At 60.5% G+C, this 24,430-nt stretch carries 28 protein-coding genes; 15 read left to right on the top strand and 13 right to left on the bottom strand.

Features of this window, described 5'->3' with window-relative positions:
- Positions 1-65: 65 nt before the first annotated feature.
- The 3 genes from SJY21_RS07175 (at position 66) to SJY21_RS07165 (ending at position 2,078) form a co-directional block, all read left to right on the top strand.
- Positions 66-305 carry a DUF6455 family protein gene (locus SJY21_RS07175; RefSeq protein ID WP_377508224.1) on the top strand — a complete coding sequence of 80 codons (240 nt, stop codon included), beginning with the start codon at positions 66-68 and terminating at the stop codon, positions 303-305.
- 85 nt (positions 306-390) lie between these two features.
- Positions 391-648 (top strand): DUF6455 family protein, encoded by a 258-nt coding sequence (locus tag SJY21_RS07170; protein WP_377508221.1) that lies wholly within the window; start codon positions 391-393, stop codon positions 646-648.
- A gap of 74 nt (positions 649-722) precedes the next feature.
- Complete coding sequence (locus tag SJY21_RS07165; RefSeq protein ID WP_377508218.1) at positions 723-2,078, top strand: hypothetical protein; 1,356 nt, start codon at positions 723-725, stop codon at positions 2,076-2,078.
- On the opposite strand, the gene ppk2 is transcribed toward SJY21_RS07165, so the two are convergent.
- The gene (ppk2, locus tag SJY21_RS07160; protein ID WP_377508216.1) at positions 2,075-2,923 is read right to left on the bottom strand and encodes a polyphosphate kinase 2; all 849 of its coding nucleotides are present in this window, start codon (positions 2,921-2,923) and stop codon (positions 2,075-2,077) included. The genes SJY21_RS07165 and ppk2 overlap by 4 nt on opposite strands.
- An 89-nt stretch (positions 2,924-3,012) precedes the next feature.
- Here ppk2 and SJY21_RS07155 point away from each other — a divergent pair, with 89 nt between their 5' ends.
- Positions 3,013-3,366, top strand: a complete 354-nt coding sequence (locus SJY21_RS07155; protein ID WP_377513176.1) for a YigZ family protein — start codon at positions 3,013-3,015, stop codon at positions 3,364-3,366.
- Positions 3,367-3,549: 183 nt separating this feature from the next.
- Positions 3,550-4,086: a hypothetical protein gene (locus tag SJY21_RS07150; RefSeq protein WP_377508213.1), complete on the top strand. Its 537-nt coding sequence runs from the start codon at positions 3,550-3,552 to the stop codon at positions 4,084-4,086.
- A 104-nt stretch (positions 4,087-4,190) separates the two neighbouring features.
- Here SJY21_RS07150 and rimO read toward each other — a convergent pair whose 3' ends face one another.
- Complete coding sequence (gene rimO / locus SJY21_RS07145; RefSeq protein ID WP_377508210.1) at positions 4,191-5,570, bottom strand: 30S ribosomal protein S12 methylthiotransferase RimO; 1,380 nt, start codon at positions 5,568-5,570, stop codon at positions 4,191-4,193.
- Positions 5,571-5,608: 38 nt separating this feature from the next.
- On the bottom strand, positions 5,609-6,520 hold the full coding sequence (locus tag SJY21_RS07140) for a pirin family protein (protein ID WP_377508207.1): 912 nt from the start codon (positions 6,518-6,520) through the stop codon (positions 5,609-5,611).
- 132 nt (positions 6,521-6,652) lie between these two features.
- On the opposite strand from SJY21_RS07140, the gene SJY21_RS07135 reads away from it, so the two are divergent.
- From SJY21_RS07135 to SJY21_RS07120, 4 genes are read left to right on the top strand one after another with little or no spacing between them, the layout of a single operon-like run.
- Complete coding sequence (locus SJY21_RS07135) at positions 6,653-7,345, top strand: tyrosine-protein phosphatase (protein WP_377508204.1); 693 nt, start codon at positions 6,653-6,655, stop codon at positions 7,343-7,345.
- A complete protein-coding gene (locus tag SJY21_RS07130) occupies positions 7,342-8,265 on the top strand; it encodes a Gfo/Idh/MocA family protein (protein ID WP_377508201.1) in 924 nt (307 codons plus the stop codon). The genes SJY21_RS07135 and SJY21_RS07130 overlap by 4 nt, the downstream gene beginning before the upstream one ends.
- The gene (locus SJY21_RS07125; protein ID WP_377508198.1) at positions 8,262-8,966 is read left to right on the top strand and encodes a cytidylyltransferase domain-containing protein; all 705 of its coding nucleotides are present in this window, start codon (positions 8,262-8,264) and stop codon (positions 8,964-8,966) included. The genes SJY21_RS07130 and SJY21_RS07125 overlap by 4 nt, the downstream gene beginning before the upstream one ends.
- Positions 8,963-9,754 (top strand): SDR family NAD(P)-dependent oxidoreductase, encoded by a 792-nt coding sequence (locus SJY21_RS07120; protein WP_377508195.1) that lies wholly within the window; start codon positions 8,963-8,965, stop codon positions 9,752-9,754. The genes SJY21_RS07125 and SJY21_RS07120 overlap by 4 nt, the downstream gene beginning before the upstream one ends.
- On the opposite strand, the gene SJY21_RS07115 is transcribed toward SJY21_RS07120, so the two are convergent.
- Genes SJY21_RS07115 through neuC form a run of 3 tightly spaced genes read right to left on the bottom strand, consistent with a single transcriptional unit; the run spans position 9,741 to position 13,409 of the window.
- Complete coding sequence (locus SJY21_RS07115; protein ID WP_377508192.1) at positions 9,741-11,009, bottom strand: 3-deoxy-D-manno-octulosonic acid transferase; 1,269 nt, start codon at positions 11,007-11,009, stop codon at positions 9,741-9,743. The genes SJY21_RS07120 and SJY21_RS07115 overlap by 14 nt on opposite strands.
- Positions 11,010-11,023: 14 nt before the next feature.
- Positions 11,024-12,301, bottom strand: coding sequence for a 3-deoxy-D-manno-octulosonic acid transferase (locus SJY21_RS07110; protein WP_377508190.1), 1,278 nt, complete (start codon positions 12,299-12,301; stop codon positions 11,024-11,026).
- Complete coding sequence (gene neuC / locus SJY21_RS07105) at positions 12,285-13,409, bottom strand: UDP-N-acetylglucosamine 2-epimerase (RefSeq protein WP_377508187.1); 1,125 nt, start codon at positions 13,407-13,409, stop codon at positions 12,285-12,287. The genes SJY21_RS07110 and neuC overlap by 17 nt, the downstream gene beginning before the upstream one ends.
- Positions 13,410-13,530: 121 nt before the next feature.
- Here neuC and SJY21_RS07100 point away from each other — a divergent pair, with 121 nt between their 5' ends.
- Positions 13,531-14,313, top strand: a complete 783-nt coding sequence (locus tag SJY21_RS07100; RefSeq protein ID WP_377508184.1) for a hypothetical protein — start codon at positions 13,531-13,533, stop codon at positions 14,311-14,313.
- Between the two features lie 4 nt (positions 14,314-14,317).
- Positions 14,318-14,953 (top strand): glycosyltransferase family 29 protein, encoded by a 636-nt coding sequence (locus tag SJY21_RS07095; RefSeq protein ID WP_377508181.1) that lies wholly within the window; start codon positions 14,318-14,320, stop codon positions 14,951-14,953.
- Here SJY21_RS07095 and SJY21_RS07090 read toward each other — a convergent pair.
- The 5 genes from SJY21_RS07090 to SJY21_RS07070 all read right to left on the bottom strand — a co-directional run bounded on the left by SJY21_RS07090 (position 14,944) and on the right by SJY21_RS07070 (position 18,922).
- Positions 14,944-15,642 carry a sulfotransferase family 2 domain-containing protein gene (locus SJY21_RS07090; RefSeq protein WP_377508178.1) on the bottom strand — a complete coding sequence of 233 codons (699 nt, stop codon included), beginning with the start codon at positions 15,640-15,642 and terminating at the stop codon, positions 14,944-14,946. The genes SJY21_RS07095 and SJY21_RS07090 overlap by 10 nt on opposite strands.
- The gene (locus tag SJY21_RS07085; protein WP_377508175.1) at positions 15,639-16,667 is read right to left on the bottom strand and encodes an N-acetylneuraminate synthase family protein; all 1,029 of its coding nucleotides are present in this window, start codon (positions 16,665-16,667) and stop codon (positions 15,639-15,641) included. Before SJY21_RS07085 ends, SJY21_RS07090 begins: the two co-directional genes overlap by 4 nt.
- A gap of 62 nt (positions 16,668-16,729) precedes the next feature.
- Entirely contained in the window at positions 16,730-17,617 is an 888-nt protein-coding gene (locus SJY21_RS07080; protein ID WP_377508172.1) for a lysophospholipid acyltransferase family protein, read from the bottom strand.
- Between the two features lie 60 nt (positions 17,618-17,677).
- A complete protein-coding gene (locus SJY21_RS07075) occupies positions 17,678-18,202 on the bottom strand; it encodes a cytochrome b (RefSeq protein WP_377508169.1) in 525 nt (174 codons plus the stop codon).
- A gap of 105 nt (positions 18,203-18,307) precedes the next feature.
- Positions 18,308-18,922 (bottom strand): GcrA family cell cycle regulator, encoded by a 615-nt coding sequence (locus SJY21_RS07070; protein WP_377508167.1) that lies wholly within the window; start codon positions 18,920-18,922, stop codon positions 18,308-18,310.
- A 134-nt stretch (positions 18,923-19,056) separates the two neighbouring features.
- Here SJY21_RS07070 and SJY21_RS07065 point away from each other — a divergent pair, with 134 nt between their 5' ends.
- Positions 19,057-19,875, top strand: coding sequence for an ABC transporter permease (locus SJY21_RS07065; RefSeq protein ID WP_377508164.1), 819 nt, complete (start codon positions 19,057-19,059; stop codon positions 19,873-19,875).
- On the opposite strand, the gene SJY21_RS07060 is transcribed toward SJY21_RS07065, so the two are convergent.
- Positions 19,872-20,789: a DMT family transporter gene (locus tag SJY21_RS07060; RefSeq protein ID WP_377508161.1), complete on the bottom strand. Its 918-nt coding sequence runs from the start codon at positions 20,787-20,789 to the stop codon at positions 19,872-19,874. The two genes, SJY21_RS07065 and SJY21_RS07060, sit on opposite strands and share 4 nt — an antisense overlap.
- A 105-nt stretch (positions 20,790-20,894) precedes the next feature.
- Here SJY21_RS07060 and SJY21_RS07055 point away from each other — a divergent pair, with 105 nt between their 5' ends.
- The 3 genes from SJY21_RS07055 to argF all read left to right on the top strand — a co-directional run bounded on the left by SJY21_RS07055 (position 20,895) and on the right by argF (position 23,818).
- Positions 20,895-21,401, top strand: a complete 507-nt coding sequence (locus SJY21_RS07055) for a ClbS/DfsB family four-helix bundle protein (RefSeq protein WP_377508159.1) — start codon at positions 20,895-20,897, stop codon at positions 21,399-21,401.
- 196 nt (positions 21,402-21,597) lie between these two features.
- The gene (locus SJY21_RS07050) at positions 21,598-22,776 is read left to right on the top strand and encodes an aspartate aminotransferase family protein (RefSeq protein ID WP_377508156.1); all 1,179 of its coding nucleotides are present in this window, start codon (positions 21,598-21,600) and stop codon (positions 22,774-22,776) included.
- Between the two features lie 136 nt (positions 22,777-22,912).
- A complete protein-coding gene (gene argF / locus SJY21_RS07045) occupies positions 22,913-23,818 on the top strand; it encodes an ornithine carbamoyltransferase (RefSeq protein WP_377508153.1) in 906 nt (301 codons plus the stop codon).
- On the opposite strand, the gene SJY21_RS07040 is transcribed toward argF, so the two are convergent.
- On the bottom strand, positions 23,815-24,423 hold the full coding sequence (locus tag SJY21_RS07040) for an exonuclease (protein ID WP_377508150.1): 609 nt from the start codon (positions 24,421-24,423) through the stop codon (positions 23,815-23,817). The genes argF and SJY21_RS07040 overlap by 4 nt on opposite strands.
- Between the last annotated feature and the right edge of the window lie 7 nt (positions 24,424-24,430).

Here is a 24,430-nt window from a genome sequence, read left to right as displayed (position 1 = left end):
TCAAGGATTTGGGCGCAGTTTGCCCCTAGACCCATGCGGCAAACAAGGAGAATCCGATGCGACCCATGGGTGATACACGCGCGCATTTCTGGCTGATGATGGGAATGTCCAAGACGATCGGCGTCGACCTTGGCGAAGCCCTGCGCGAAGGGCGGCTAAGCGACAGTGGCTACGCCGAAGCTGTCACCCGGTGTCGTGGTTGTGACAGCGCCCAGACCTGTGGTGTGTGGCTGGCGCAGACTGATCAGGCCGATGCCGCGCCGGATTATTGCCGGAACGGCGAATTCTTTGCCGGTTTGGGCTAACGCGACCCGCAACTTTTCGCTTATTTGCCGCAGTCATGCCGCGTTTATGCGCATGAATCAAAGGTGGACGAGTAAGGAGAAGCCAATGTGCCCCAAGCATGACACCCGCGCCCATTTCTGGCGCATGCTGGCAATGTCGCGCGCGGTTGGTGTCGATCTTGTCGAGGCCACGCGCGAGGGCCGGTTGAGCAAGCGCAGCTTTACCGAAGCCGCCAATGCCTGCCGCAACTGCGTCACCGTGACCGCCTGCAATGGCTGGCTTGATCACGCCTGCGAGGTGCCTTTCACACCCGCATTCTGCCCGAACGCACCCGTGTTCAACGCATTCTGCGAACGCAGCTGACCAACTGCACCCTTAGGTTGATTTTTTAGCAATCTCAACGCTTAATGCGAATGCGACTTTAAGGGGGGATTGTGATGACGTTACCTGACTACCTGAAACAAGGGGAGGCGGCGCGGCTTTTTCCCGTCTTGTCAACCACGTCGAAAGAAGGGCGCACGACTTCAATCGTGCTTGCCTGTCTGGCGCAGGTTAGTGAATTCAGCGCAGTCCTTTTGGGAGGGATCGGACAACGGTGCGGGGTGCGCAGCACCATCGACACCTATACCGAGGTTGTCTTTCAACAGCAGCGCCAGACGATCAAGGAACGCCCGGACGGGTTGATCGTTTTACGCACGGGCGCCCGCGAATGGCGCGCTTTGGTCGAGGCCAAGGTTGGCAATGTGCCGATCCAGGCCGAACAGGTGGAACGCTATCGCGCGCTGGCCAAGGACAACGGCATTGACTGTGTCATCACCATCTCCAACCAGTTTGCGACCAATCCGCAAAACCATCCCGATGACGACATTCGCAAGAGCCGGTCAAAGATTCCGGTGTTTCACTGGTCATGGATGTCGATCCTGACAGCTGCGGATCTCTTGCTGAGCAGCGAAGGGGTAGCCGATGACGACCAGCAACTATTGTTGAACGAGCTGCGCCGGTTTCTGTCACATGAAAGCGCGGGCGTGAAAGGGTTCGACCGGATGCCGCCAGAATGGGGTGAATTGAACAAACTGGTTTCAGCGGGTGGGCGTATTCCGCAACGATCCGCAGATGCAAACGCGGTGTTGGGCGCGTGGCATCAGGAAACCAAGGACTTGTCGCTGATCCTTTCCCGTCTGACCGGCACCCTTGTCAGCGAGAAGCTAAGCCGGTCCCACGCCAAGGACCGCAGCGAGCGCGAAAAGGCCGAGGCTGACGTGCTGCGCGAGCGCAATCAGCTGGTCGCCAGTTTCGACATTGCCGATGCCGCTGCCCCGCTTGAGGTGGTTGTGGATATGGGGCGGCGTACGGTTGATGTGGGAATGACCCTGCAAGCGCCCGAGGACAAGAAATCGTCCAAGGCGCGGGTGAACTGGTTGCTGCGTCAGATCAAACATGACGATATTTCCGATCTGCATGTCCGCCTGCTGTGGCCGGGCCGCAGCGAGGACACGCTGTTTACCGTCGCGCAACTGCGCGATGATCCTGACCTTTGCGAGGCGGGCAAGGAAAACCTGCAAGTGCGCGCGTTTCACATCTTTTGCGCCAAACGTCTGGGCGCGCGCCTGACCCAGCAGGCGAATTTCATCGCCGACCTCGAAGTGATCGTGCCGGGGTTCTATCGTGACTTTGGCCAGTATCTGTCGCAGTGGCACCGCCCCGCCCCCCGCATCAAAGATGGCAAGGCGACCGCCGACGAGGTTGATATCGACGCTATCGCACAAGAGGCCGAAGGGGCCAGCCGCACCTAGGTTCGTCGCGTGTCCGGGTGCAGGGCGGTGCCAAGGATGTGGTCGGCCTTGTGGATCACCTTGGCGGCGGGGCCGACGATTTCAGGCTCGGGCGCGCGGGCGATGTCGGGGTCTTTGCCGGGGTAATCCAGCGTTGACAGGAAGTGGCGCATACAGTTGATCCGCGCGCGTTTCTTGTCGTTGGATTTCACGACCGTCCAGGGCGCATCGGCGGTGTCGGTGTAGAAAAACATCGCCTCTTTGGCTTCGGTGTAGTCGCCCCATTTGTTCAGACTTGCCTTATCAATCGGTGACAGTTTCCACTGCTTCAACGGGTCGGTCTCGCGGCTGTCAAAGCGGCGTTTCTGTTCGGCCTGCGTGACGGAAAACCAGTATTTATACATGCGGATGCCGGACCGTGTGAGCATCCGTTCAAATTCCGGCGTCTGGCGCATGAATTCCAGATATTCCTCGGGTTTGCAGAACCCCATGACCCGTTCAACGCCCGCGCGGTTATACCAGCTGCGGTCGTAAAGCACCATTTCGCCCGCAGTGGGCAGGTGCTCGATATAGCGCTGGAAATACCACTGGCCGCGCTCTTCGTCGCTGGGTTTGTTGAGGGCCACAACACGGGCTGCACGCGGGTTGAGGTGTTCGGTAAACCGCTTGATCGTGCCGCCCTTGCCCGCTGCATCGCGCCCCTCGAACAGCAACACGAATTTCTGGCCGGTTTCCTGTGCCCAGATTTGCACCTTGAGCAGTTCAGCCTGAAGCTGTGCTTTTTCCGCCTCGTAGGGGCGGCGGGCGAGCTTGGGTGGCATCGTTGTGCGTTTATTGGCGGATGATTTGGTTGCAGCGGTTGTCATGAAGTCCCTTTCGTTTTGTTAACGATTGGTTAGCAGGGATCGCCGTTTGCCGCCTTGATATGGGTCAACGTTTTGGTCAGGTTGCGCGGATGCGCGTGATTGAAAACATCTTTACCGACCGCGGGTCGAAATACGCGGTGTCGGGCGGGCCTTGCGGGTCCGCCGACGAGGCCAAGGCGTTTATCAAGGCGCTGACGCGGCGCAAGAAATTCGCCAAGGCGACGCATAATACCTGGGCCGTGCTGCTGCCTGACGGGACGCCGTTGAAGAATGATGACGGCGAGGCGGGCGCAGGTATGGTGATCCTGCGGATGCTGGAACGCGAAGGCCGCGTGGGCGAGATCGTCGTGGTCACGCGCTGGTTCGGCGGGGTGCATCTGGGCGGTGACAGGTTCCGGCGGGTGCAGGATGCGGTGCGGGTTTGGTTTGAGGGGGCGGTGTGACGGTTGCTTGCGGCGGGTGCAACGCGCGAAATTGAAGGGCAGCCCCCGACCGCGGGTGGGGGAGAAGCCCCCGCCCATGGGGGCGGTCGGGGGCTGCCCAATCGCAGATTGGGCTGGTGCCTGGTTCGTCAATCAAGGATCATTATTAAATAGCTGCTTTTTTTTTGGAGTAGGGTTTCAGTAATGGCCGGAAAATTTGAAGTCAGAACTCAGGCGGAAAAGTTCATTCACAACGATCTATCGAATTGCGCATACTCGTTTGAGAAATCGGTGGGGCAAAAAATCAGCAGCGGTGAGACCGAAGGTGTCTACCACGACATGATGGCCGCACTTGTCTTTACTGCTTTCTCAATTGAAGCAATGGTCAACTTTGTAGGTTGGAAAGTCTTGGAAAACGGCTGGCCGGAGAGAGCAAACTTGCGCGAAAAGGTCGATCTCCTTAGCAAAGTCCTTGACCTTGAACTTGACTGGGGAACGCGGCCTTTGCAGACCATAAATCAGTTGAAGAGATTCAGAGACACGATTGCTCGCGGCAAACCAGAGGTCGTTGACGAGACAACAATTGTTGAGGTGGAACCGGCCGTTTGGGACGCGCTAAAGGGTCAATGGGAAGAAAGCGTAACGCCAGATTTCGTGAAGCGCTGCTTAGAAGATGAAGGTAAGCTATGGAAAATGTTGCTGAAAGCAGCAGAAATCCAAGATCATGAGAACTCTTACTAGTGGCGGGCATTCTCTTAAGTCGGTAATCGACGGTGCATAGGTCTTAGTTCAATCGAAGATAGCGTTCCGCCCGTTGATCGCTGAAAACGTCCACTGGACGTTTTCTATTTCGCGATCAACCCCCACAAATCATACTCCCCCGCCTCATCCACTTCCACGGTCACGATATCCCCGACCGAAACCCCCTCCGTTCCCTCGTCAATAAACAGGTTCCCGTCGATCTCTGGCGCGTCAGCTTTGGTGCGGCAGGTGGCGACTCCATCTTCATCAATGTCGTCGATGATCACATCCATGCGCGTGCCTACTTTCGCGGCCAGTTTCGCCTCGGAAATCGCCTGCGCCTTTTCCATGAAACGGTCCCAGCGCTCTTGCTTCACCTCGTCGGCCACGTGGTCGGGCAGGGCGTTACTGCGTGCGCCTGCGACGTTTTCGTATTGGAAGCAGCCGACGCGATCCAGTTGCGCCTCGTCCAACCAATCAAGGAGGTGTTGGAACTCGGCCTCGGTTTCGCCGGGGTAGCCGACGATGAAGGTGCTTCGCAGGGTGATGTCGGGGCAGATGTCGCGCCACTCGGCGATGCGGTCCAACGTGCGTTCGGCGTGCGCGGGCCGCGCCATGCGGCGCAGGGTTTCGGGGTGGGCGTGTTGGAACGGAATATCGAGGTAGGGCAGGATTATCCCGTCCGCCATCAGCGGGATAATCTCGCGCACGTGGGGGTAGGGATAGACATAGTGCAGGCGCACCCAGGCCCCAAGCGACCCCAGATCGCGGGCCAGCGTGGTGATGGGTTGTTCCGTGAGGCCACGGCGCTGATCGGCGGGCCAGTCGGTGCCGTAGGCGCTTGTGTCCTGACTGATCACCAGCAGTTCCTTGACGCCTGACTCAACCAGTTTTTCCGCTTCGCGCAGCACGGCCTTGGCGGGCCGTGAAGCCAACCGCCCGCGCATCTCGGGGATGATGCAGAACTTGCATTTATGGTTACAGCCCTCGGAAATTTTCAGATAGCTATAGTGGCGCGGGGTCAGGGAGACACCGGACGCGGGCAGCAGATCAATGAAGGGATCGGGGCTGGGCGGGGCGACCTCGTGCACCGCGTCCAGCACCTGTTCGTATTGGTGCGGCCCCGTCACGGCGAGGATTTTCGGGTGGTGTTCGCGGATGTAATCCGGCTCGGCCCCTAAACACCCAGTGACGATGACTTTGCCGTTTTCGACCAATGCCTCGCCGATGGCATCAAGGCTTTCGGCCTTGGCGCTATCCAGAAACCCGCAGGTGTTGACGATCACTGCATCCGCGCCCGCGTAATCGGGCGAGATCGCATAGCCTTCGGCACGCAGGCGCGTGAGGATGCGTTCGCTATCTACCAAGGCCTTGGGGCAGCCAAGGGACACCATGCCGATGGTCGGTTGGCCATCGCGGCGGGTCTCGTGGATGCGCGCAGCAGGCGCAAGATCGGGGCGGAGGTTGGGCGGGTTTTGTGACATGCGCCCTGTTACGCGCCCGCGTGGGTTATGAAAAGCCTCTAGTGCGCGGGACTTATAAACGTGCCGTTGTTCAGATCGCTGATCGCTTGTTGCAGTTCGGCGCGGGTGTTCATGACGATCGGGCCATGCCATGCAACGGGTTCTTCGATCGGTGCGCCGGAAATCAGCAGGAATCGCACGCCCTGTTCGCCCGCCTGCACGGTGACTTCATCGCCCGTGCCGAACCGGATCAGGGTGCGGTCGCCGGACATGTCGCGAATGTTGACTTCCTCGCCCATGACCTCTTTTTCCAGCAGAATGCCGCTGGGTGGGCTGGCGTCTGCGAATGCGGCCGTGCCTTCGAATACATAGGCAAAGGCGCGGCGATAGGTGTCGATGCGGAAGGTTTTCCTGACACCGGCGGGCACGAACACATCCAGATATTGCGGATCGGCGGCGATCCCGTCGACGGGGCCGCGCTTGCCCCAGAATTCGCCGGTGATCACTTTGACGCGGGTGCCGTCATCGTCGATCACTTCGGGGATTTCACTGCCTTGCACGTCTTGATAGCGCGGCGCGGTCATTTTCAGCGCGGAAGGCAGGTTGCCCCAAAGCTGAAACCCGTGCATCTGCCCCTGCGCGTTACCGTGGGGCATTTCCTGATGCAGGATGCCCGACCCGGCCGTCATCCATTGCACGTCACCCGCCCCAAGTGATCCGTTATTCCCTAGGCTGTCACTGTGATCAACCGTGCCGTTCAGCACATAGGTGATGGTTTCGATCCCGCGGTGCGGGTGCCACGGAAACCCCTTTTCAAAGTCGCGCGGGTGGTTATTGCGAAAGTCGTCAAACAGCAGGAACGGGTCCAGCTCGGACGGGTCCTGGAAGCCGAAGGCGCGGTGCAGTTTGACGCCTGCACCCTCCATGGTCGGGACAGCGGAGCGGGATTCAAGGATGGGACGGATGGACATGGGTGTTCTCCTGTAACGTTGCAGATCAGATAGGCGCGCGGCGTTGCGCAGGCAACTGGCGCAATCGGCGGCACCTTGTGCATTTGCGCACATCGCTTGCGGCCCCGCGGGTGCGCGGCTAATGCTGTGCCAATGAACACTGTGCCAAGTAAACGCCCGGCAGATGGCGAACTTTCGACCCCTGCGGCGCGGCGGCGCGCGTGGTGGCATTTCCAGTTTGTCGATCATGCGGTGATCCGGCACTGGTGGTGGAATCTTCACGAGATTGCCCCCGGTGTCTGGCGGTCAAACCATCCATCCCCTGCGCGGTTGCGCCGTTACAAGGAGATGGGCATCAAATCGGTGATTTCGCTGCGCGGAAACCTGCGTAAAAGCCCGATGCTGTTCGAGGAAGAAGCCTGCGCGACCTACGGGCTGAACTTGATCTACGCGCCGGGGTTCGGATCGCGGATTGCCCCGCGCAAGGATGCCTTTGCGAGCCTCAGGCAGGCTTTCCAGACGGCGCAAAAGCCGTTCGTGGTGCATTGCAAATCCGGTGCCGACCGCACGGGAATGGCGGCGGCGCTTTATCTGATCATGATCGAGGGGCGACCCGCCGAGGAAGCGATGCAACAGTTGCACTGGCGATACGTGCATTTCAAGCGGGCCAAGGCGGGTGTGCTGGATCACGTGTTTCGCGTCTATGTCGCCGCGCGGGACGCCACGGGGATCAGCTTTGAGGATTGGGTTGAAACAGCCTATGATCGTGATGAAATCACTGCGTCCTTTGCGATGTGGCGCAAGGGTGGCGACTGGCAAAGCGTGATCAAAGAGGCAAGCATATGACTATTGTCGTCATCGGGGCCGGATCAATCGGCAAACGCCATTTTGCCAATCTTGAATCGCTGGGGGTCAAGGCCCGTCTGGTGGGGTGGCGCGCGTTCACCCCTGCCGATCTGGAGGGCGCGCGCGCCGTGGTGATTGCGACCGCCACGCAAGTCCGCAGGGAAATTGTAGAACTTTGCGCGCAGCGTGACCTGCCGTTCTATGTGGAAAAGCCGCTGGCGTATCGCAGCACTGATCTGGATGCGATCATGGCCCTTGCCGCGTCCTTGGCGGACCGCTGCCTTGTCGGGTTCATGATGCGTTACCACCCCGCGTTTCGGGATTTGGCGCAGATGGACCACAGCGGCGTTTATGGGTTTTCGCTGGAAATCGGCCATGATGTGCGCCAGTGGCGTCAGAACTGGCGCTTTGCCGGCAGCTATGCCGCACGTCCCGAAGGGGGCGGCGTGCTGTTGGACCTTTGTCACGAGCTTGACATGGCGCACTGCCTGTTTCCCGATGCCGCGCTAAGCGGCGTTGATGCGCTGGGCCATGCAGATTTTGACGGTGTGGATTTCGCCAGCCGGATCGCGTTGGCTGGCGGCGGGGCGCAGGGGGCGGTTGCGATGGATTACCTTTCGCCCGTGTCCTTGCGCCGGATCGCACTCCGCGGAACAGGCGGCACGGTTGATCTGGATTTCAATAGCGGGACGCTTGCGGTGGACAATGGCCATGGTGCGCAGGTGCGCGACTGGACGTTCGAGCGTAACGACATGTTCCTTGATGCCATGCGCGATTTTCTGGCCCTGATCGACGGGCGCGCCACATCGGGTATTGATCACCTGCCACGCCTTGATCGCGTCGGTGCCAGTTGCGCATTGATCGCGCAAGCTTGGGAGGCGCGCCGGTTCACAGGCCATATCACAGGAGACTACACATGATCCTTGGCGAGATCGGCGCGCGCGGCGGTTCCAAAGGTGTGCCGCGCAAGAATTTTCGCGATTTGTGCGGCAAGCCGCTGATTGACTGGTCGCTGGACCAGTTGTTTGAAAGTGCGCGGGTCGATGCGGTCGTGGTTTCCACGGACGATCCAGAAATCTACGAACACGCGCTGAAAAAGGGCGCGCTGGATATCGGCCTGCGCCCTGCGGAATTGGCCACGGACACGGCCGGAAAATGGGGCGTGTGGCAGCACGCGCTAGCGACGAGCGAGGCAATCATCGGCCCTGTCGATGCCTTTCTTGATCTGGATTGCACGGCCCCCCTGCGCGCCGACAGCGATATCGACGCGGCACTTGATCTGTTTTTCGCGCAGTCCCCCGATATGGTGATGTCATGCTGCGAGGCGCGCAAGAACCCCTACTTTAATCTGGTCGAACCTGATGAAACGGGTGCCCTGCATGTGTCCAAACCCTTGCCCGGCGGGGTGGTGGCGCGTCAGGCGGCCCCTGTAGTCTATGAACATGCCGCCAGCACCTATGTGGTCGCGCCCGATTATCTGCGCCGCGCGTCCAGCATCTTTGAAGGGCGCGTGATCCCCTATCTGATGGACCCCGAACGCTGTCTGGACATCGACAGCCCGCTTGATTTCAAACTGGTGGAGTTCCTGATGAACGACCGCCTGACAGGAGAGACCCGATGAGCACGCAACTGGATGGCCGCACGGTGTTTATCACCGGATCGGGCGGTGTTTTGGGCAGCACCTATGTGCGCCGGATGCTGGAACAGGGTGCGCGGGTGGTCTCGACCGATTTGCCGGGCGCGCGGGCAGATGCCTTGCAGGCGGCGCACGAAGGCAACGGGAATTTTCGCTTTTACGACATGGATGTGAGCGACGAGGCCCAAGTGACCGATATTTTCAAGCGCGTCATGGCCGATGGCTGGAACCCGAATGTGGTGCTGAACAATGCGGCCATTACGGGTGAAATGCTGATGGGGGCGGGCAAGTCCTTTCCCGATTTTGCCGATACAACCGTGGACGACTGGAACAAGACGATGCATGTCAATCTGACGGGGGCCTTCATGGTCGCGCGTCAGATGGATCGCGATATCGTCGGCAGCTACCCTTGCACCTTGATCAACGTGGCGTCGATGTATGCCCTGAACGGCGCGCATCACCCGATTTACGACGGGATGCCGTTCAAGAATTTCAGCGCCTATGGCGTGACCAAGGCGGGGATTCACGGGCTGACGGTCTGGCTGGCGGGCTATTGGGCAAAACGGCAGGCGACGGTGAACACGATTGCGCCGGGGGCCGTGTTTAATGGCCACTCCGAGGAGTTCCAGAAGCGTGTGAGCGAGCTGATCATGGCGGGCCGCATGTGTGAACCGGACGAAATTGCCGATGCGATGCTGTTTCTTGCGTCTCCGCAGGCGGGCTACATGACGGGCCAGATGGTCAACGTCGACGGAGGTTTCAGCGCCTGGTAAGCAGGCGCGGGATTGCGGCGAGGGTTTTTTCCACAGCGCCGGAGTGAGCGGTAAAGAAGGCGTTGATTGTCTCGCTATCGGGCACGGGCGCGCGCAGGGCTTCGTTTAGTTGGCCCGCCTGCTTGAGATGGATAACCGCCCCCGCCGCGATTGCCTCGGTTGCCGGATATTCGATTGGCCAGATTTCCGGCCCAATGATGGTCGGTTTGCCCATGGCCAGTGGTTCGGAAATATTGTGGGATCCTTGCGGCAAAAAGCCCCCGCCAACGACCACACGATCGGCCATGGCAAGGTAGAAATACATCTCTCCGAGGCTGTCACCCAGCAAAACGTCGATATCGGGCGCGTTTCCTTGCAGAGATAGTTTAACATTAAACAATTCGCTGCGCCGTCCGACTCGCAGACCAGCATCGGCCAGCATTTGTGCGACTGCGTCGAACCGTTCTGGCGCGCGGGGCACGTAGATGAACAGGGTGTCGGGGTGGGCGCGGATTGTGGTGATGAACAGGTCATCCTCGCCTTCGACGGCACTGGAGATGGTCACGGTTTTCGTGGCGTTCAGCCAGCTGCGCGCGGCGATACCGGCGTCCACTTGCGCGGGCGGGATCGCTTGATCAAAGCGCAACTCGCCCGTCACAGCGAGGTTGGTCAAGCCGACGGTGCGGAACCGTTCCGCCTGCAATTCAGACTTGACCAGCCCACCCGTAAACCCGCGCAACATCTGCGCCATGACGGGGGTGCGCCCCGCATCACGCGCGAAACTTTTGGCGGTGTATTGTGCGTTGCACAGCATCAAGGGGATATCGGCGCGATTGCAGGCGGCGATCATGCGTGGCCAGATTTCCACTTCCAGAACAAGGCCATAGCGTGGCGAAAAGGCGCGAAAGAACCGATGGTAACACCAGTTGAATTCAAACGGCACCCAGACGGCGGCAACCTGACCTGCGGCGATTTCGGGGCCGAACTGTGCGTAAGCTTCGCGCCGTCCCGCGGGGGTAAAACAGGTGATCACGACGGGATCGCCCTGCGTCAGCAATCCGCGGATCAGGGGCGCGCCGGATCGGACTTCACCCAAGGAAACCGCGTGCACCCAAGCAGCGTTTTTCAGCCGGGTCCGGTAGCGCCCGAACCTTTCACCCAAATGCGCGGTATAGTCGGGATCGCGGCGCGCGCGTTGCCAGAGATAGACCAGAATGAACGGCAGGCTGAGCACCCAAAGCAGGGTGTAGCCGATCATGAACAAGCGTATTTTCATGGTCGGGTAGGGCATCAGCCAGCCCCCAGTAGATCAAGCAGGGCCGCACTGGTGCGCGCCACGCTTCCGGCGCTGTTGGATTGCAAAACGCGGCCCCGTTCGGCCATTTCAGCCAAATCGGGCCGGTCAAGTGCTGCGTTGAGCGTAGCAGGATCGCGCACCTCCAATGCCGCTTCGGCCCGCGCAAGGGCCGCGTAATCGGCGGCGAAGTTGGCGGTGTTGGGGCCGTGCAGGATGGCGCAATCCAGTTGCGCGGCCTCCCACGGGTTGTGGCCCTGCACCTGCCCGAATGATCCGCCGATCACAGCGACAGGGCACAGGCGATACCACAAGCCCAACTCGCCGAAACTGTCTGCAATCCAGACTGCATCGGACGGTTTGGGCACCTCTCCCCCGGAGCGCATCGCGTAGGGCAATCCGTAGGCGGCACAGGCGCTGGCGATCGAGTCGCGCCGCGCAGGGTCGCGTGGCACGATGATCAGCAGGCTTGCCGGGTCAGCATTGTGGCGCAGGGCCTGGGCGGTCAGCACCACGGATTCATCTGCGCCATGGGTCGATGCGGCGCACCAAAGCTTGCGCGCGCCCAAGTGGCGGGCCAGATCGGCGCGGTTCGCGGGGTCGTCGGGGAGGGGCGCGCCGCCGGATTTCAGCGATCCAAGCGTGGTGATTTCGACGCCGGGCGCAAGATCGCGGATATGGCGCGCGGTTGTGTCGTCCTGGGCCGCCAGAAAGGAAAAGCGCGCATATGTATCGCGCAATATACCGCGCAGCGCTGCGCGCTTGCGATGGGCCGCGGCATCCATGCGGGCGTTCACCAAGGCAAGGGGAATGCCGCGTGCGTGGGTTTGATGCACAAGGCGCGGCCACAGGTCTTGTTCGCTCCAGACGGCCAGATCGGGACGCCAGTAGTCAAGGAATGCCTGCACAGGACCCGACAGATCAAGCGGCAGGAACTGGTGCGTGGTGCGCGGTGGCAAGTTGTCCGCGAAAACCCCGCCGGACGCGCGCGCCGTGGATGTCACAAGGAACGACAGATCGGCGCGCGCGGCGTGCAGCGCGGCGATCAACCCGCGCAGGGCCATGACCTCGCCCAAGCCCACGGCATGCAACCAGATCAGCGGGCCGTCAGGCCGGGGCGCGGACGCAATCCCGCGTTTTTCGGACCAGCGCAGGGGGTCTTCTTTGCCACGTTTCAGGCGGCCCCGCAGGACCAGCGGGCCAAGCGGGCCGAGCACGGCCGTCAACGCCAGATAGGCGCGCAATCCCGCCCCTGTTCTAGCCGGTGTGGTCATGGAACCGCTTTTGCATGTCGGCTGACCAGAACCCGCCATCTTGCAATATCTTAACAAATCGCTGCGCCGCGCTGCCGCTGCCAAAGGCGGTGTGGCGCGGGTATGATTTACCCCATTCGTCTTTCAAGAAGGCCGCGATCACTTTGGTGTCTGACGCTTGCGCCGTGAACAGCGACGGGGCCTGCGCGCGATTGGACTGGCGCGTGCCGATATCAAGACTGGGTGTGCCAAGGAAGGGCGCCTCGCGCACACCGGCGCTGGAATTGCCAACCATAAGGGCCGCGTTCTTCATCAGCTCGGAAAAATGTGCGAACCGCATGGACGGGATCACGCGAAACCGGTCGACGGGCAAGGCATCAATCGCGGCAAAAATGTCGTCTGATCCGGGATCGTTATTGGGTGCGATCAGCACGAAATTGCGCCCCGATGCATCCAAGGCACCGAACAGATCGCGTGCTTGCTGGCCCATGGTTGCGGCTTCGCTGGTGACGGGATGAAAGACGCAGATGCCGAAATCCCCCGCCGGAATGTCATAGCGCGCGCGCACATCATCCATGCTGACACCGGACGGGCCGGAATGGAAATCAAGCTCGGGCGAGCCGATGACATGAACCGCGTCCGCCGGTTCACCCAGCGCCATCACGCGGCGCGCCGCATCGTCGGAGCTGACAAAATGATGGGCGGCCAGTTTGGTGTTACAGTGGCGGAATACTTCGTCGATGGTGCCTGACACCTCGCCGCCTTCGATATGGGCCGAGCGGATGTAGTTTGTCGCCGCGACAAGGGCGCAGGCCAGTGCCTCGATCCGGTCGCCGTGGACGACGATCAGGTCGGGCTGATGTTCGGCGACAAAATCGGAAAAACCCATGACGGTCTTGGCCAATACCATGTCCTGGGGATCGCCGATGCGCTGGTTGAGGAACTCGTGCACCGCCACGCCTTTCATGCGCTGCACTTCCAGTTTCGTCATGCCATAGCGTTCCAGCGTGTGCATACCCGTCACGAAAAAGGCCACATCAAACCCCGCGTCACGGGTCGCTGCGGCCAGCGGTTCCAGCTTGCCGAAATCGGCGCGCGTTCCGGTAACAAAGAGGATGGATTTGGTCATTGTTCGCCTTGCTTGGGACACGCGCCGCGACCATAGCTGCGCACCGCAGGACTGGCAACGCACGGCGTGGACAATCAAAAATGGCGGGCATAAGGTTCGCGCGAACACACCGGAGGCAAATGTGACCCAAACCCGCACAGTGATCTGCATGAAGTGGGGCACGCTTTATTCCACAGCTTATGTGAACGTCTTGTATCGCGCAGTGCGCGCGCATCTGACGGGCCCGTTCAGGTTTGTCTGCCTGACCGAGGACGCAGAAGGCCTTGACCCGGCGATTGATGCCTTTCCCATTCCGGAAATGGGTCTTGACGAAAAGCACTGGAGAAAGGGTGGCTGGCCCAAGCTGAGTGTATTCAAGAAAGACCTTTATGACATCACGGGGCGGTGTTTGTTCATTGATCTTGATAGCGTCATCACTGGCCCACTGGATGACCTGTTTGACTATGGCAGTGACATTGCGGTGATTGACGTTGGCAAGAACTGGGTCAAAAGCAAATCCGGCGCGCCGCAGAAAGCAGGCACAGGGGTGTTTACCTTTACCGCTGGGGCGCACCCGGAGCTGTTTGACCGCTTTGTTGCTGATCGTGACGCGATGGTTGCGAAATACCGGATCGAGCAGGTCTATTTGCAGGGCGAAGTCGCTGATGGAACGCTTTCGTTCTGGCCGCTGGAATGGGTGCTGAGCTTTAAGTATCATCTGCGCTGCCACGTGGGATTGGGAGCGCTGTTGCGCCCCGCCCCGCCACCCGCCACCACCCGCATCGTCGCCTTTCACGGCGAACCGCGCCCGATTGATCTGGTGCGGCCCGGCTGGTGGGGGATACTGCCACATGTCGGACGGGGCCGCGTGCGTTGGATGATGGAGTATTGGGCGCGCCATGGCGGCGATGTTCAAAACGACTAGCGCAATGAATACGCGGCTGCGCAACTTTCCTCGCAAGTATTTCCTGCAAGCGCCACGCGGCTGGTTCCTAAAACTGACGCGCGCGAATGACGCGCGATTGCGGGCGATGATTGCAGGAAAATCGGTTGCCGTGGTGGGGAATGCCCAAAGCTTGTTGGCTACGAAATGTGGTGCCAAGATTGACGCAAGCGATATCGTGATCCGCTTGAATATGGGGTTTCCAAAGCATCCCGAAGCGCAAGGTCGGCGCACGGATATGGTCGGGCTGACGCCGGTTCTGTCCGAGGACGAAATGCTGGCCGCGTTCACACCAGACACCTTGCTGATGTTGATCCCCAAGATGCGCCACTACAACATTTGGCGACGGGAGAGTGTGAAGTGCACTGTGTTTTACCCGTTCCGTCATTGGTTTGCTGATCGCCACAAGATCGGGCGGCGCCCGTCTTCCGGGTTCATGGCGATCAGTTGGCTGATGCGGCTGGATGCGGCACAATCGGTCACGCTTTACGGGTTCGATTTCGGCGCGACGGCAACGTATTACAACCCGACAGGCTATCAGACCCCGCATGACTACGCCGCCGAGGCTGCCATCGTGCGTGGTTGGATTGACGAGGGGCGCGTATCGCTGGCTCAGGCGTAGCCAAAGGCGGCATAGTCAACCGCGAAATAGTTGCGCACATCCTGTTCAAGGCTGGCGAACGCTGTGGCGCTCATTTTCAACCGTGACAGGTGGTCGCTTTCGGACCGCGCGCTTTTGTTGGCGTGATCCAGGGTGCGCCCTGAAACATCGATACCGGCAGCAATGAGTTGCGCATGCCACGTAGGCGCGTCTTCCAGTTTCAGCACTAGATCAGCGCGGTGCTTTACTTGGGAAGGAAACTCGGACCAAAGCGTTTGACGCCCGCCAAATTTCGGGTTTCTGTCCAGCACGTCCAAATACTCGAATGGCGTTATCTTTTTGATATTCCACCCATAAATCTTGACGAGCCCGTTGATGTCCGGTCGCATGATATGGCTGTAATAGCCCGACAGAAACCTTTGGAACGGGTCACGCACGGCGACAACACTGAAACAGGACAGCCACTGTTTTTCATTCAAGCGCTTGCTTGCAAAGGTGTGCGACAACCGCTTGACACCAAGCATTTTACCAAGCGAATTTCCTCCCGTCTTGGGGTTATGCAGGAAAATGACAGGCTTCCCGTGACAGGTCAGTTCAGTGCGCATCCCCGACGTCGGACCGGGCCAAAGCCATCCAAGGTCCTCCTTGGCGTTATGCAGGCGCGTTGCGAGGCCGAACGGGCCAGCCCCGCGCCATTTCGGGATGCTCACGCGAAATCATCCCACGTTAGTTGCTGGTTGCGCGTCACGGCCGCTTTCAACGTCTTGCCGACGACCTTGTCGAAGTCATAGCCCGGGATCGCGCCGGAACCGGGGCGACGTGCCCAGATGTCGGCTTCGGTGATCACATGGCCTGCAGGCAGGTCGGCATCGGCCACCACGGATGCGCGGGCAAAGCGGTAGACGTCTTCTTCGGGGCCGGTGCGTTGTTTTTCGTTGTGCAGGGCGGTGTGAATCTCGCGCGAGCGGTCGATCAGGTATTTCAGTTCGGCAGGGTCCATCGAACAGATCACATCGGGCCCCTTGCGGTAGCGTGTGTCGGTGTAATGTCGTTCCAGAATGCACGCCCCCAGCGCCACGGAGGCCAGTGCCATGTCCGGCCCGATGGAGTGGTCGGAAAAGCCCACATGCGCCTTTGGAAAGGCCTTTTGCAGTTCGGTGACGCCCTTGAGAGAAACAATTTCTGGCGGTGATGGATACAGATTCGTGCATTCCAGCAAGGCATATTCGACGCCTGACTTTTCAAGAATGGCCACACTTTCCCGCATTGTTTCAATAGTTTGCATGCCGGTGGACATGATGATTGGCTTGCCGAAGCTTGCGATGTGGCGGATTAGCGGCAGGTTGTCCGCCTCGCCCGACCCGATCTTGAAGGCAGGCACGCCGATCCCGTTCAGGAAATCCGCAGCGGCGCGGCTGAAGGGCGTGGAAATATAGATCATCCCAAGGCTCTCGGTGTAGTTCTTGAGCGCGATCTCGTCTTCAAGCGGCAGGGCGCATTGGGCCATGACCTCCCAGATGGAGACATCGGCGTTGGGTGGAAAGATATTTTTCGCCTCGTCGGTCATTTCGTCTTCGACGATGTGGGTCTGGTGCTTGACGCATTCGCAGCCCGACAGATGGGCAAGGCGCACCATTTCCTTGGCCACGGCCAGATCGCCACCGTGATTGATGCCGATTTCAGCGATGACAAGTGGCGGGTGCTGGGCGGAAATCTCGCGGTGGGCAATCTTCATGGGGCGCTCCGGTGGTTGTTGGCTTGGTGATGCCACGGCGCGCGTGTCGGCGCAATCATTGGCTATTTGCGCCAGCGTTTGTGGACCCAGAACCATTGGTCCTTGTGCGTGGCGATATGGGCCTCGAGGCGCGCTGTCATGTCCTGCATCATGGTGACGGGATCGCTGTGCGCGATCGGGTCTTCAACGGTGATGTCAAACGTCAGCCCGTCAGCGCGGCGCGTGCCAAAGTAGGGCACCACCAGGGCATTGACCCGCAAGGCGATATCGGCCGCGGATGTGGCCGTTGGCGCGGGATGTCCCAGAAAGTCGATGTCGTCAAAGGCGGTGCTGCGCACATCAAATAACAACACGCCCATGCCGCCATCACGCAGCATGCGCACAAAACCCATCGTGCCGCGTCGCCCTTGCGGGAATATCCTACCCGAGACTTCGGCCATCGTGTTGGCGTAATGCGCATCGAAAAAGGCGTTGGACATGGGGCGATAAAGCGCACCGATCTCATACCCCATTGCGTTGAGGGCATGGCGCGGGGCTTCGTAGTTGCCAAAGTGGCCGGTGACGAAAATGACAGGCTGCCGTTTGGCCCTTGCCTGTTCAATCGCCGCAAGGCCGGGGCCCTGCACCGGCATCTGCGCCACATGTTCACCAAAGGCGGGATGCGAGTAGTTTTCGATTAGTGTGCGGCCGAAGTTGTTGCAGACGCGGCGCGCGATGGCGCGGCGTTCGTTTGCAGGCATATCGGGATAAATGAACGCAAGCTGGTCCTCGGCCCGCTGCCGGTATCCGGCAAGAGGGGCGATGATCCGTTCAACCGCCCAGCCCAGAAAGCGCACACGCGAGGCATAGGGCAACACCAGTGCCGCACCGATCAGGCCACGCACGATCAGGTTCGTGAGCCACTGGCCCCAAGTCCCTTGCGGGTCAGATGTGTCGCTGTTGTCGTGCATGAATGAACTGCCCAAATCCGATCCCACAGGACTTAGGCAAGCTGACGCGTAAGGGCAATACTAACGACGCAAGGACATCCGTGCCAAAAGCCCGTCCTTGCGCACATGCTGATGATAGATCGCCGCGCCGATGTGGCCGATGATCAGGACAATCAGCGCTGTGGCGGCAAAACCATGCACAATGCGTGCGGGGCCGGTAAATTCCGCCGGTAGGGGTGCGCCCGATCCGCCAAACACGATGTCGGGCAGCCCGGCGCCACGCGCCATGGCGATGCCCGACAGGGCCATGATGAACACCAGTGCGTAAAGCAGCCAATGTGCCCAGATGCCTGCCCGGTTGAGGATGTCATTGCCAATGTCGGCATGAGGCGGTTTGGCGCTGCGGATGCGCACGATGACGCGCAGGATCATCAGCGCAAGGATCACCAGCCCGATGGGCATGTGCATGCTCAGGCCAAACAGCTTGTCGGGATCGCTATTGGGGGTGTTGCCCAGCAGGACCTTACCGGCAAACAATTCGGCAATGATCATGAGCGCCAAGAGCCAGTGCAGGGCGGCGAGGGTGCGGGAGTAACGGGTTGGCATGTCTGGCATCCTTGCATAACTGCCCGATCATACCAAACACATGTCATTATTAAAATATAAAAGCCGCCCGTTTGGGGGCGGCTTTCTGTCGCGCTTTCGCGTGATTTACCGGCGGCGGTCGCGGCGCGATGACATCGGCTGGAAGGCCACGCCCACATGGGCCTCGCAGTAAGGTTTGCCCGCCTGCGAGGGCAGGCCGCAGAACCAGAAATCTTCGGTCGCGGGGTCGCCCACAGGCCACTTGCAGGTTTTTTCGGTCAGTTCCATCAGGCTGATCTTTTTGGCTGTGCGTTCCACGGCGTTGACCTTGGCCAATGCCTCGGGCGAGATTTCGTTCGCGCTTGGCTGGGGCGGCAGGGGCTGACCGGCAGGGATGATCGCACGGCGTGCGGCGGACATGGGGCGCGGCGCGGCAGCCGTTGTCTGCATGACCGGCTTGCCGTCATCCTCGACTTCAACTTCGGGTTCGGCAACGGGGGCCGCTTTGGTCTTGGGGGCGGCTTTGGGTTTGGCGGGTGCCTTGGACTTGGCATCTGTCTTGGGCGCGGCTTTGGCGGCGTTGCCACCCGATCCCGCGCGGTTGGACAGGCCAAGGCGGTGCACCTTGCCGATCACGGCATTGCGCGTGACGCCGCCAAGTTCCTTGGCGATCTGGCTTGCGGACTGGCCTTCGCCCCACATCTTCTTGAGGGTTTCGACCCGATCATCGGTCCAGGACATGCGGTTTCCTTTGCTTGGGCAAGGCCCTGCGCGCGTGTTCGCAGCAATTGGGGCTTGAGAATTCTTACGATCCCCTATTCTAAGCACCCAAGCGCGGGATACAAGGACGCTATTGCGAAAATCCGAGGAATGACATGAGCAAAACACAAACCATCCCCACCGGCCCCATGGGCGTTCGTCGTTTCGGACGGGTGAACTGGCTTGGAACGTGGACACTGGCCGTGCGCGAGGTGCGCCGTTTCATGAATGTCTGGAGCCAGACGATCATGGCGCCGTTGATCAATGCGGGCCTGTTCCTGATGATCTTTACGATCGCGATCGGCCCGCAGCGTGGTGATGTGATGGGTGTGCCGTTCATGCATTTCCTGGCGCCCGGTATCCTGACAATGACAGTGATCCAGAATGCATTCGCCAATACGTCGTCGTCCCTGGCCAGCGCCAAGGTGCAGGGCAATATCGTTGACACGTTGATGCCACCCTTGTCGGCGGCTGAACTGGTTTTTGGCTATATCGCGGGCGCTGTTGTGCGCGGTGCCATGGTCGCGGTTGTGATCGCGCTGGGCGTTGTGCTGTTTCTGGGTGTCGGTATGGCGCATCCGGTCTGGGTTGTGGTGTTCACGGTGCTGGGGTCGGTGTTCATGGGCGGACTGGGTCTGATCGCGGCCACTTTTGCCAACAAGTTCGACCAGCTGTCAGCGATCACCAACTTCCTTGTGACACCGCTCGCATTCCTGTCGGGCACCTTCTATTCGATTGATGCCTTGCCTGCGCCGCTTCAGGCCGCAAGCCATTGGAACCCGTTCTTCTACATCATCGACGGGGTGCGTTTCGGGATGCTTGGCGTGTCGGATTCATCGCCGTTCTTAGGGTTGGCGGTTGTCGCCGCGGCGGCAACCTTTGTGCTGGCGATCTGCTGGAACTGGTTCCGGATCGGGTATCGGCTCAAGGCCTAGACCCGCCCGCCCAAACTGGTCGGCACGCGCCGCAGCCGCGCGCGGTTCACGCTTTCGCGCCATGCCAGCAGGGCTGCACCGGTGACGATAATTGCGGCGCCAAGCCATGACACCGCATCCGGTAACACATCGAAAATCAGCGCATCATAGAGGGTCGCAAAGATCAGCGTCATATAGCTGAACGGCGTGACAAAGGTTGCATCGGCACGCGCCATCGCGTTGATAAAACAGGTTTGCGCCGCGGCCATCATCACGCCCAATCCGGCCAGCGCCAGCCATTGCGGGCCTGTGGGCATCACCCATACAGGGAACACGGCCAGCGATGCGATGCACAGCCCGATTGCATTGTTGACCAGCAGGATCTGGAAGGGCGGCTCGCGGTCGGCCAGCTTCTTGATAAAGATCAGCTCAAGCCCCATGACCATCGCCGCACCCAACGCCAGCAGGGCTGCCGCTTGAAACGTGTCCGGCCCCGGGCGCAGCAGGATCACCGCACCGCACATGGCCAGCGCGGCGGCAATCCAGCGCCATTTGCCCACCCTTTCGCCCAGCAACGGGATCGCCAATAACATTCCGAACACAGGGTTCAGAAAACTGATCGCCGTGGCGTCCGACAACGGCACATAGGCCACAGCCGCAAACATCAGCGTCACACCGCCCCAGCCGCACACCGTGCGCGCGATATGCAGGGGCAGGGCCGGACGGTCCAGTTTCGGGCGCATCACGGCGGCGATCATGGACAGCGCGACAAAGGCAAAGACAAACCGCCCGTGGCTGATTTGCAGCGGATGCAGCGGCGGGCCCAGCGTGTCGGTGCCCAGCGATTTCGCCATCAGGGTCGTCCCCGCGATGAATGCAGTGGCAAGCAACATCAGCGCCATGGCGGTCGCGGGGTTTTGCGGTGTTCTGGACATGGGCCAGCTATGACTTTGCGCACGGGGCGCGGCAAGCGCGAATTGATCCTGCGCAAAGACAATCGCCGTCGCTCTTGGCATCATCACGGCAAAGGAGGATCAGCCATGCCCGCAGCCACAAACCGCGCAGACCTGATCGCAGTGACGATCAAGGATTACGACAAACTTCGCACGCTGATTGATCAGATGCCCGCTGCGCAGGCCATGCTAAAGCGCGCGGATGACACCAGCATCAAGGACGTCATTGGCCATCGCGCCCATTGGATTGACCTGTTTCTGGGTTGGTATGCGCAGGGGCAGGCGGGCGAAACGCCTGAAATCCCCGCACCGGGCTACAAATGGAACCAGCTTAAAACCTACAACGCCGATTTGCGGGCAGCGCAGGCCGATCTGGGCTGGGACGATGTGCGTGATCTGTTGGCGGTGAACCATGCGCACCTGTTGGGCTTTATGGAAACGCTCGATGATGCAGCCCTTTACGGCGGCCCGATGCAGGGTGGCGGCAATAGATGGACCACGGGCCGCTGGGCCGAAGCCGCCGGCCCTTCGCACTATCGCTCTGCCGCGAAATGGGTGCGGGCCTGTCTGCGCGCGGATGCCGCCGGAAATTAGCCTTTGCATTCTGCGTGGCTTGGCGTATCCAGCTTGCATGACCAACGCATTGATCCAGACCAGCACCCGACGCCGACGCTAACCGCGCCGCGCATTCTGCCGTCTGGTGTATTGCACCGTCATTCCCCCTTATAAACATTGACTTGCCCTTGCCCTTGCGGCACCTACGGGCCTTCATTTGCAAAGGTTTCACACCATGATCCCCTCTGTCCTGCCCACCTATAACCGCGCGCCCCTGACATTCGTCAAAGGCGAAGGCAGCTGGCTGACCGAGGCCGACGGGCGACGTTTTCTTGATCTGGGCGCGGGGATTGCCGTGAATTCCTTGGGTCACGCGCACCCCGATCTGGTGCAGGCCTTGACGGATCAGGCGGGGGCGCTGTGGCATACCTCGAACCTTTATCACATTCCCGCCCAGCAAGAGCTGGCGGATGCGCTGGTTGAACACACCTTTGCCGATACGGTGTTCTTCACCAATTCGGGGACCGAGGCCTGCGAGTTGGCCGTCAAGATGGCGCGCAAATACTGGCACGATCAGGGGCAGGATCGCACGACGATCCTCACTTTTTCGGGGTCGTTTCATGGCCGCTCGGCCGCGGGGATCGCCGCTGCCGGGTCCGAAAAGATGACCAAAGGGTTTGGCCCGCTGTTGCCCGGCTTCAAAAGCCTGCCCTGGGGGGATCACGACGCGCTGACGGCGGCCGCCGCTGACCCGTCTGTGGGTGCGATCCTGATCGAACCGGTGCAGGGCGAAGGCGGCATTCGCCCGCTGCCCGATCAATGCCTCAAGGGGTTGCGGGATCTGTGCGATGAACACGGGTTGTTGCTGATCCTTGACGAGGTGCAATGCGGCGTGGGGCGCACGGGACGGCTGTTTGCCCACGAATGGGCGGGCGTCGAACCTGATATCATGATGGTCGCCAAGGGCATCGGCGGGGGCTTTCCCCTTGGTGCGGTGCTGGCCACGCAAAAGGCTGCAAGTGCAATGACCGCGGGCTCCCACGGGTCCACCTATGGCGGTAATCCGCTGGCCTGTGCGGTGGGGGCCAAGGTGATGGAAATCATCGCCACGCCCGAATTTCTGGCCGAAGTGAACCGCAAGGCAGGCTTGCTGCGCCAGAAACTGGAAGGGCTTGTAGCGGCGCACCCTGATGTGTTCACCGGCGTGCGTGGATCGGGGCTGATGCTGGGGCTGATGTGCAAAGCGCCCAACACCGATATTGTCACGGCGGGTTACGGCGCGGGCATCCTGACCGTTCCGGCGGCGGACAATGTGATCCGCCTGCTGCCTGCCCTGACCATCACGGACGTCGACATCGCCGAGGCTGTCAGCCGCCTTGACGCCGCCGCCGCGCAGGTTGCGCATGATGGCTGATTATACCTTTCGCCCCCCGACCCGTGCGAAGATGGCGATCCGGTGCAGGTGATGCTTTATCACTAGCTTCTTTTGTTCAAAAATACCTCCGGGGTCCGGGGCAGCGCCCCGGTCCGACAGCCCAAGAAAGACCGACATGAACCATTTCCTCGATATCCTCAAAACCGATTCCTCTGATCTGCGGGGCATGATTGATGCCGCCAGCAAGATGAAACAGGCCCGTGCGGGCAAACCCAAAGGAACGCCCGACACCGACCGGCCGCTTGCGGGCCATATGGTTGCGTTGATCTTTGAAAAGCCTTCGACCCGCACGCGTGTCAGCTTTGATGTGGGTGTGCGCCAGATGGGCGGGGAAACGATGGTGCTTTCGGGGGCCGACATGCAGTTGGGACACGGTGAAACCATTGCCGATACGGCGCGGGTTCTGTCGCGCTACGTTGATCTGATCATGATCCGCACCTTCGAGGAACAGACCCTGCTGGACATGGCCGAATACGCCACGGTGCCGGTGATCAACGGGCTGACGGACCGCACGCATCCTTGCCAGATCATGGCCGATATCCTGACGTTCGAGGAACACAACGGCCCGATCAAAGGCAAAAAGGTCGTCTGGTCGGGGGATGGCAACAACGTCTTTGCCAGCTTTGCCCATGCGGCCAGGCAGTTTGACTTTGATCTGGTCTTTACCGGCCCCGAAACCTTGCAGCCCGAAGCTGCACTTGACGGGCTATACACCACCGAACGCGACCCGATGAAGGCCGTGCAGGGTGCCGATCTGGTTGTGACAGACACATGGGTCAGCATGCACGATCCGCAATCGGCGCGCGAACGCCGCCACAACCAGTTGCGCGGTTATCAGGTGAATGATGCGCTGATGGCGCAGGCCAAACCCGACAGCCTGTTCATGCATTGCCTGCCAGCCCACCGCGACGACGAAGCAACAAGCGCTGTGATGGACGGGCCCCATTCGGTGATCTGGGACGAGGCCGAAAACCGTTTGCACGCGCAAAAGGCCGTCATGCGCTGGTGCCTGGGCGTCTAGGCAAAGTCGGCGGCCTCCAGCGCCCCCTGCCCAAGCAGATGTTGCAGCACATAGGCGACGCCAAGGGCGTCATCCAGCGCATCATGCCCGCGCAGTGGTGGGTGGTCGATCTTGTAATAGGCGGCAAGGGTGTTGCTGCGCGTCTGCTTCAGGTCGTTGTAGGGCATCCCTGCCTTGAGCAGCAGATCGCAGGCATTGCCGAATTGCGTCACGGGAATGGGCGGCGTCAGGCCCTGCACATAACAACTGATCGCCACCATGTTGAATTCGTCCTTGCCCCATGACCAGAGTTTTTCGCCCGCCGCGAATTCGCGGGCATCCGCAAGGGCTTGGGTCAGGGGAACCCCGTCTTGCGTAATGTCGTCTTCGGCAATCCCCGTCAGCCGCGTGAAAAACGGATCAAGCGCGATGCGTTCCCCCTGCCGGTCCTGCGGGATCACATGGCTGCGCAGGGTGTCCAGCACCGGAAACTCGTCGCCAAGGCCGATCTTGACCAGCCCGACTTGCGCGATCACGGGATCGGGGTCGTAGGGGCCGCACCAGAACCGCGACGGCGATCCCTCGGCCGTCAGAAATTCGCAGTCAAAAACGATTGCTTGTTTCATGGGGCAG

Origin of the sequence: Octadecabacter sp. R77987 (genome assembly GCF_042466115.1) — a bacterium.
Taxonomy (GTDB): domain Bacteria; phylum Pseudomonadota; class Alphaproteobacteria; order Rhodobacterales; family Rhodobacteraceae; genus SW4.
The sequence above is the reverse complement of the archived record's forward strand: the minus strand, read 5'-3'. Positions and strand labels throughout refer to the sequence as shown.

Coding starts and splice junctions, on each gene's coding strand:
- SJY21_RS07095 (WP_377508181.1), top strand. CDS start 14,318: ATGAATACGCGGCTGCGCAACTTTCCTCGCAAGTATTTCCTGCAAGCG.
- SJY21_RS07085 (WP_377508175.1), bottom strand. CDS start 16,667: ATGAAGATTGCCCACCGCGAGATTTCCGCCCAGCACCCGCCACTTGTC.
- SJY21_RS07115 (WP_377508192.1), bottom strand. CDS start 11,009: ATGAAAATACGCTTGTTCATGATCGGCTACACCCTGCTTTGGGTGCTC.
- SJY21_RS07080 (WP_377508172.1), bottom strand. CDS start 17,617: ATGCACGACAACAGCGACACATCTGACCCGCAAGGGACTTGGGGCCAG.
- SJY21_RS07135 (WP_377508204.1), top strand. CDS start 6,653: ATGAACACTGTGCCAAGTAAACGCCCGGCAGATGGCGAACTTTCGACC.
- SJY21_RS07140 (WP_377508207.1), bottom strand. CDS start 6,520: ATGTCCATCCGTCCCATCCTTGAATCCCGCTCCGCTGTCCCGACCATG.
- argF (WP_377508153.1), top strand. CDS start 22,913: ATGAACCATTTCCTCGATATCCTCAAAACCGATTCCTCTGATCTGCGG.
- neuC (WP_377508187.1), bottom strand. CDS start 13,409: ATGACCAAATCCATCCTCTTTGTTACCGGAACGCGCGCCGATTTCGGC.
- SJY21_RS07075 (WP_377508169.1), bottom strand. CDS start 18,202: ATGCCAACCCGTTACTCCCGCACCCTCGCCGCCCTGCACTGGCTCTTG.
- rimO (WP_377508210.1), bottom strand. CDS start 5,570: ATGTCACAAAACCCGCCCAACCTCCGCCCCGATCTTGCGCCTGCTGCG.
- SJY21_RS07120 (WP_377508195.1), top strand. CDS start 8,963: ATGAGCACGCAACTGGATGGCCGCACGGTGTTTATCACCGGATCGGGC.
- SJY21_RS07165 (WP_377508218.1), top strand. CDS start 723: ATGACGTTACCTGACTACCTGAAACAAGGGGAGGCGGCGCGGCTTTTT.
- SJY21_RS07040 (WP_377508150.1), bottom strand. CDS start 24,423: ATGAAACAAGCAATCGTTTTTGACTGCGAATTTCTGACGGCCGAGGGA.
- SJY21_RS07170 (WP_377508221.1), top strand. CDS start 391: ATGTGCCCCAAGCATGACACCCGCGCCCATTTCTGGCGCATGCTGGCA.
- SJY21_RS07070 (WP_377508167.1), bottom strand. CDS start 18,922: ATGTCCTGGACCGATGATCGGGTCGAAACCCTCAAGAAGATGTGGGGC.
- SJY21_RS07125 (WP_377508198.1), top strand. CDS start 8,262: ATGATCCTTGGCGAGATCGGCGCGCGCGGCGGTTCCAAAGGTGTGCCG.
- SJY21_RS07060 (WP_377508161.1), bottom strand. CDS start 20,789: ATGTCCAGAACACCGCAAAACCCCGCGACCGCCATGGCGCTGATGTTG.
- SJY21_RS07050 (WP_377508156.1), top strand. CDS start 21,598: ATGATCCCCTCTGTCCTGCCCACCTATAACCGCGCGCCCCTGACATTC.
- SJY21_RS07130 (WP_377508201.1), top strand. CDS start 7,342: ATGACTATTGTCGTCATCGGGGCCGGATCAATCGGCAAACGCCATTTT.
- SJY21_RS07055 (WP_377508159.1), top strand. CDS start 20,895: ATGCCCGCAGCCACAAACCGCGCAGACCTGATCGCAGTGACGATCAAG.
- SJY21_RS07110 (WP_377508190.1), bottom strand. CDS start 12,301: ATGACCACACCGGCTAGAACAGGGGCGGGATTGCGCGCCTATCTGGCG.
- SJY21_RS07150 (WP_377508213.1), top strand. CDS start 3,550: ATGGCCGGAAAATTTGAAGTCAGAACTCAGGCGGAAAAGTTCATTCAC.
- SJY21_RS07155 (WP_377513176.1), top strand. CDS start 3,013: ATGCGCGTGATTGAAAACATCTTTACCGACCGCGGGTCGAAATACGCG.
- ppk2 (WP_377508216.1), bottom strand. CDS start 2,923: ATGACAACCGCTGCAACCAAATCATCCGCCAATAAACGCACAACGATG.
- SJY21_RS07175 (WP_377508224.1), top strand. CDS start 66: ATGGGTGATACACGCGCGCATTTCTGGCTGATGATGGGAATGTCCAAG.
- SJY21_RS07065 (WP_377508164.1), top strand. CDS start 19,057: ATGAGCAAAACACAAACCATCCCCACCGGCCCCATGGGCGTTCGTCGT.